The organism is Dietzia sp. B44, assembly GCF_014145245.1.
GTDB classification, from domain to species: Bacteria; Actinomycetota; Actinomycetes; order Mycobacteriales; family Mycobacteriaceae; genus Dietzia; species Dietzia natronolimnaea.
On record NZ_JAALEF010000044.1, the window covers coordinates 1 to 5209 of the forward strand.

At 70.4% G+C, this 5209-nt stretch carries 7 protein-coding genes, 1 tRNA gene and 1 pseudogene; 4 read left to right on the top strand and 5 right to left on the bottom strand.

Going from position 1 to position 5209, the window contains the following annotated elements; translation table 11 throughout:
* The 3 genes and pseudogenes from G6017_RS01850 to G6017_RS01860 all read left to right on the top strand — a co-directional run.
* Positions 1 to 235, top strand: a pseudogene (locus tag G6017_RS01850) (tRNA glutamyl-Q(34) synthetase GluQRS); the annotation flags it as partial.
* 192 nt (positions 236 to 427) lie between these two features.
* A complete protein-coding gene (locus G6017_RS01855; protein WP_095717136.1) occupies positions 428 to 1237 on the top strand; it encodes a queuosine precursor transporter in 810 nt (269 codons plus the stop codon).
* The gene (locus G6017_RS01860) at positions 1234 to 1614 is read left to right on the top strand and encodes a CHY zinc finger protein (RefSeq protein WP_017836326.1); all 381 of its coding nucleotides are present in this window, start codon (positions 1234 to 1236) and stop codon (positions 1612 to 1614) included. Before G6017_RS01855 ends, G6017_RS01860 begins: the two co-directional genes overlap by 4 nt.
* Before the next feature lie 16 nt (positions 1615 to 1630).
* Here the strand turns inward: G6017_RS01860 and G6017_RS01865 are convergent, their stop codons facing one another.
* Both G6017_RS01865 and tgt read right to left on the bottom strand, forming a co-directional pair.
* Positions 1631 to 2254: a hypothetical protein gene (locus G6017_RS01865; protein ID WP_179524314.1), complete on the bottom strand. Its 624-nt coding sequence runs from the start codon at positions 2252 to 2254 to the stop codon at positions 1631 to 1633.
* Positions 2255 to 2502: 248 nt separating this feature from the next.
* Positions 2503 to 3783: a tRNA guanosine(34) transglycosylase Tgt gene (tgt, locus tag G6017_RS01870; protein ID WP_176474993.1), complete on the bottom strand. Its 1281-nt coding sequence runs from the start codon at positions 3781 to 3783 to the stop codon at positions 2503 to 2505.
* A gap of 95 nt (positions 3784 to 3878) precedes the next feature.
* On the opposite strand from tgt, the gene G6017_RS01875 reads away from it, so the two are divergent.
* Positions 3879 to 4493: a TetR/AcrR family transcriptional regulator gene (locus G6017_RS01875; RefSeq protein WP_179524312.1), complete on the top strand. Its 615-nt coding sequence runs from the start codon at positions 3879 to 3881 to the stop codon at positions 4491 to 4493.
* A 70-nt stretch (positions 4494 to 4563) separates the two neighbouring features.
* Here G6017_RS01875 and G6017_RS01880 read toward each other — a convergent pair.
* The 3 genes from G6017_RS01880 to G6017_RS01890 all read right to left on the bottom strand — a co-directional run.
* Positions 4564 to 4654 (bottom strand) — tRNA-Ser (locus G6017_RS01880).
* Positions 4655 to 4713: 59 nt separating this feature from the next.
* Positions 4714 to 4920 (bottom strand): CsbD family protein, encoded by a 207-nt coding sequence (locus tag G6017_RS01885; RefSeq protein ID WP_017838254.1) that lies wholly within the window; start codon positions 4918 to 4920, stop codon positions 4714 to 4716.
* Positions 4921 to 5043: 123 nt separating this feature from the next.
* Positions 5044 to 5209: cytidine/deoxycytidylate deaminase family protein (locus G6017_RS01890; RefSeq protein WP_182615636.1), on the bottom strand; the 166-nt coding region annotated here is incomplete at its 5' end.

Here is a 5209-nt window from a genome sequence, read left to right on the forward strand (position 1 = left end):
CCGGCCGGAGTACGTCCACGTCCCGCTCGCGGTCAACGCCGCCGGCGAGCGCCTGGCCAAGCGGGACGGGGCGGTGACCCTGGCCGACCTGGCGCTGGAGGGGACGACGACGAGGGCGGCCGTCGCCCGGATCGTGGCGTCTCTCGGTGGACCGCCCGGCGCGGACTCGATCGACGCCCTGCGAGGGGTGGTCACTCCCGGGTCGCTGCGGTCCGGCCCCTGGGTCGTCGCCTGACCGTCGAGCCCGGACGTTCGCAGAGGTGGACGTCGCGCGATCGGTGGATTCGCCGGTCGGGCGCGTCTGCGCGGATAATCGACGCCCGTGACCACTTCATCGAAGCAGAACCCTGATCCTCGCGGGCCTGGGCGGCCGGACGGGACCATTCCCGAGCCGGCGCGCAGCACCCGGGACTCCTCCGACCCGACCATGTCCGACCCGACCCCCACCAGCCCCGCCCCCGACGCCCGGGACGACCGCAGCGGCACCGACCGCGCGGTCTTCGCCACCGTCGCCAGCCCGTACTACGGCTACCTGATCGCCTTGTTCGTGGGCGTCATGCTCATCAGCAACGTCACCGGCACCAAGGGCGTCCTGCTCTTCCCCGACCTGAGCTTCGAACTCGGGTTCCTCAGCCTCGACGGTCTCGTCACCGACGGCGCCTTCCTGCTCTTCCCGCTGGCGTACGTGCTGGGCGACGTGATCAGCGAGGTGTACGGCTTCAAGGCGATGCGCCGTGTCGTCCTCTCCGGCTTCGCCGTCCTGGCGCTGGCGGCGCTGAGCTTCACGTTCACCGTCCACTTGCCGCCGGCCCCGTTCTACGAGAACCAGGACGCGTTCGAGGCCGTCGCCGGCGTGATCCCGCAGTTCTTCCTGGCCGGCCTGGCCGGCTACGTGGTGGGCGAGCTGCTCAACAGCTACGTCCTGGTGTGGATGAAGCGCCGCACCGGTGAGAAGACCCTGTGGGCCAGGCTGCTCGGCTCAACCGTGGTCGGCCAGCTCGCGGACACCATCGTCTTCTGCACCATCGCGGCACCCGCCCTGGGCATGGTCCTCGGGTCGGGCGACTACTGGAACTACGTGGTGATCGGGTTCGTCTGGAAGACCCTCGTCGAGGCGGTCCTGCTGCCGGTGACGTACGTCGTGATCGCGTGGATCAAGAAGCGCGAGCCCAGCTATCAGACCGCCCTGGCCGGATCGACCGTGGCGCGATCGCCCCTGGCAGACTCGAGGGCATGACCTCCCACGACGAGGGCGCGGGTGGCGGCGGCTCGGGCGTCGGGCGCGACGGGAGCGGCGCATCGATACGGGTGCTCGGCGCCACCGTCGACGACCAGACCCGCTGCGTCCACTACCGCGGGCCCCTCGACGTGGTGGCGATCCGCTTCCACTGCTGCCGGGAGTTCTACCCGTGCTTCCGCTGCCACGCCGATGCCGCTGACCACGCGGTCTCGGCGTGGCCGCGGGCCGAGTTCGACGCCCCGGCGATCCTGTGCGGTGTCTGCCGGACCACGCTGTCGATCACCGAGTACCTGAACGCACACGGGTGCCCGGCCTGCAGGGCGCCGTTCAACCCGGGCTGCTCATTGCATCACTCGATCTACTTCGACGGCTGACTCTCTTACCCCGGGCTCAGTACTCCCCGTAGAACGTCTCGAGGAGTAGTGCAGACACGCGGCACGCGGCGGCGATCGAGTCCAGCCGCTGCTGGGTCGTGGCGTCGCCTGGAAGCTCGCGGTGGTACTCCCCCCGCGGCAGGAGTTCGAGCACCTCGCGCAGTCGCCCCACTTGGTGGCGATCGATCCCGTACTCGCCCGCGACCGTCAGGATCTCACGCATTACCTCACGCAGTGCCTCACCCTCTCCTGGGCTCAACCGGCCCTTGATCTCCCGGATACCCAGGTGGACCTCGATCGGGGGTTCATTCCCCTCGTCGTCAAACTCGAACTCGGCGAGCAACTCCGAATGGTCCGCGATGAGGTTGTAGAGCAAATCCGCGGCCACCTCGGGTCCCGGCCACACCCCCTCGTGGTCATCGAACGGGATCTCGGCCGCGCGTCCCATCAGTCGCTCCGCCGCGTCCTGCTCGCCGCTCCCCATCCGGTCTAGGGCTTTGACCAGGAGATTCTCGGCGGCCTGCATCGCCGCCTGACTGAAGGGTCCCAGAGGAGCTGTGGGCGCCATCGGATTGGTTCCGAAAGCGGTTCGCTGAGCGTATATCGCATCGATCTCGTCCAGAGTCTCGCCAAGGTCCATGCCGACAGCTTTCCACGCATCTGCGCGACTGCGCGACTGCGCGACTGCGACCGACACTGACGCCTCACCCGAGGTGCGCGTCCGGAATGGTCCAGAGACGGCGCGCACCCCTTCCGGCGGCTGACAGGGGGGCCGCATAAGCCGAAGAGGGCGCGTACGTCATCGGCGCGGACGGGCCCCGCGGGACGTCCCCCGAGGAAGGCGCGCACGGGCCCGGCGGACGCCGACCGGGTAAGGCGCGGGCGGTGCTACGTCGAGTAGTACCGCCCCAGGAACTGGGACTTGTACGCCAGGTACTCGTCGGGCCCGGCGTCCATCGCGGCGCGCACCTCGTCGACCAGCCGCACCACGAACGCCAGGTTGTGCAGGGTGAGCAGGGTCGACCCGAGGAACTCCTTGGCCTTGAACAGGTGATGCAGGTACGCGCGGCTGTACTCCCGCGAGACCTCGGACGGCCCCTCGGGGTCGAGCGCGCTGTGGTCGTGCCGGAACTGGGCCCGGGTGACGTTGACCCGCCCGTCCAGCGTGTAGATCCCGCCGTGGCGGGCGAGCCGGGTGGGCGCGACACAGTCGAACGTGTCGGCCCCGTTCTCCACCGCCGTGAAGATGTCGTCGGGCTCGCTGATCCCCAGCAGGTGGCGCGGCCGGTCCTCGGGCAGTTCCTCGGTGCACCAGCCCACGATGGTGCCGAGGTTCTCCTTCTCCAGCGCCCCGCCGATCCCGTAGCCGCCGAACCCGCGGCGCCCCTGTTCCTCGGCGCGGTCGCTCATCTCCACGAGCCCGCGCACGGCCTGCCGCCGCAGGTCCTCGAACTGCGCGCCCTGGACCACGCCCCACAGTGACTGACCGGGCCGGTGCCCGCGCTCCACCGACAGGCGTTCGTGCTCGTCGAGACACCGCTGCGCCCAACGCCGCGTGCGCTCGACCGACCTCTCCTGGTACTCGCGGGTGTTCATGAGCGTGGTGAGCTCGTCGAAGGCGAACAGGATGTCGGCCCCCAGACCGTGCTGGATCCGCATCGACACCTCCGGGGAGAACCGGTGCGGCGACCCGTCGAGGTGCGAGGTGAAGGTGACACCGTCCTCGTCGACCTTCGCGAGCCTCCCCTGGCCCTTGTTGGTGGCGGAGTCGTCCGGGGCCCCGGCCGCGCCCGCCGACATCTCGATCACCTTCTTGAAGCCCACCCCGAGGCTCATCACCTGGAAGCCCCCGGAGTCGGTGTAGGTGGGCCCGGACCAGCGCATGAACTCCCCCAGCCCGCCGGCGGCGTCCACCACGTCGTGGCCGGGCTGCAGGTACAGGTGGTAGGCGTTGGCCAGGACGGCCTGCGCGCCGGTCGAGCGGACCTGCTCCGGGGTGAGGGTCTTGACGGTGGCCTTGGTGCCGACGGGCACGAACGCCGGGGTGGCGATGTCGCCGTGCGGGGTGTGGATGACGCCGGTGCGGCCCCCCGCGGTGCCGTCGAGGACCATCCGGGACCCCACGTCGAAGGTCGTCGCGCGTGGGGTGGGGGGCGTGTGATCCGACATGTGTCCCATCGTGGCACGACGGTCCGGGGGGCCGGCCCTGGCCCTACGATGGGGGGAATCGACGACGGCAGGAATCGACGACGACGAGGTGAGCGATGCCCGGTACGAGCGGCCGACGGCTCTCCCGGCACGAGCGCCGCGACCAACTGGTGGTCCTGGGAGTGAGACTCCTGGAGACGGTGCCGTTCCACGCGCTGTCGATGGATGACGTGGCCGAGCGGGCGGGGGTCTCGCGCAGCCTGCTGTTCCACTACTTCCCCACCAAGCTGGCCTACCTCACGGCGGTGGTCAACGCGGCCGCCGACCACGTCCTGTCGCTCACCGAGGTGCCGGAGGGGGCCAGCGCGGAGGACCGCACCCGGGCGATCATCACCGCACTGGTGCGCTACATCCAGCGGCGGCGCGACAACTACGTGGCGGTCCTGCGGTCGGGCAGGTCCGTGGACCCGGTCCTCGAGCAGGTCGTGGACGGGATGCACCGCACCATCAGCCTGCGCATCCTCCACAGCATCGGGGTGGTCCGGCCCGGCCCGATGGCCCTGGTGCTCACCCGCGCCTGGTTGGCCGGTGTCGAGGAGTTGGCGCTGCTGGGCGAGGAGTCCGGGCTGCCCCAGGAGACCGTGATCGACTCCGCGATCACCACGCTCCGGGCGGTCGCCGCCCTGCCGGACTTCGTCGCCGACGTCTTCCCGGGTGACGACGCGGAATGAGATCAGGCCCGAGATGAGGCCCGAAACGGGGAGAGCCCCGGAACTCCGATGAGTTCCGGGGCTCTCCCCGTGGCGGTGGCGGTGGGATTTGAACCCACGGTTGGGGGTTACCCAACACAGCATTTCGAGTGCTGCACCTTCGGCCGCTCGGACACGCCACCGCCGATCAGGCTACTTCACGAGCGGCCGCAGGCGGAAATCGCCTGCTCGCCGGGGCGAATCAGGCCTTGTCGTTGCCGGTGAGCTTGCTCGCGGCCTCGTTGGCCTTGTCCTTGAGCTTCTCGGCGCCCTGCTTGATGCCGGCCTTGCCCTGGTCCGCCTGGCCCTCGGCCTGGAGGTCACGGTCGCCGGTCGCGGCGCCGGCCGACTCCTTGGCGCGGCCGCCGAGCTCCTCGGCCTTGTTCGAGAACTTGTCTCCCACACCCATGTGGTGCTCCTCTCGATCGCGGCGCCGCTGCCCGGCGCCTCTCCCGATCCACCGTACGGAGATGTGCGCCGGGCCTCCACCGGACCATGGTCACGATCCCGTCACCGCCGTACGGGCGCGCCGCTACCGCCGAGCGCGGAAGAACTGTTCCAGCAGCGCGGCGCACTCGGTCTCGAGCACCCCGCCGCGGACCTCGGGGCGGTGGACGAGCCGGCGGTCGCGGACCACGTCCCAGAGCGATCCGCAGGCCCCGGTGCGGGGCTCCCACGCGCCGAAGACGACGCGGCCC

Excerpts from the sequence above, each read along its gene's own strand:
- G6017_RS01885 (WP_017838254.1), bottom strand. The coding sequence starts at position 4,920 with ATGGGTGTGGGAGACAAGTTCTCGAACAAGGCCGAGGAGCTCGGCGGC.
- G6017_RS01875 (WP_179524312.1), top strand. The coding sequence starts at position 3,879 with ATGCCCGGTACGAGCGGCCGACGGCTCTCCCGGCACGAGCGCCGCGAC.
- tgt (WP_176474993.1), bottom strand. The coding sequence starts at position 3,783 with ATGTCGGATCACACGCCCCCCACCCCACGCGCGACGACCTTCGACGTG.
- G6017_RS01865 (WP_179524314.1), bottom strand. The coding sequence starts at position 2,254 with ATGGACCTTGGCGAGACTCTGGACGAGATCGATGCGATATACGCTCAG.
- G6017_RS01855 (WP_095717136.1), top strand. The coding sequence starts at position 428 with ATGTCCGACCCGACCCCCACCAGCCCCGCCCCCGACGCCCGGGACGAC.
- G6017_RS01860 (WP_017836326.1), top strand. The coding sequence starts at position 1,234 with ATGACCTCCCACGACGAGGGCGCGGGTGGCGGCGGCTCGGGCGTCGGG.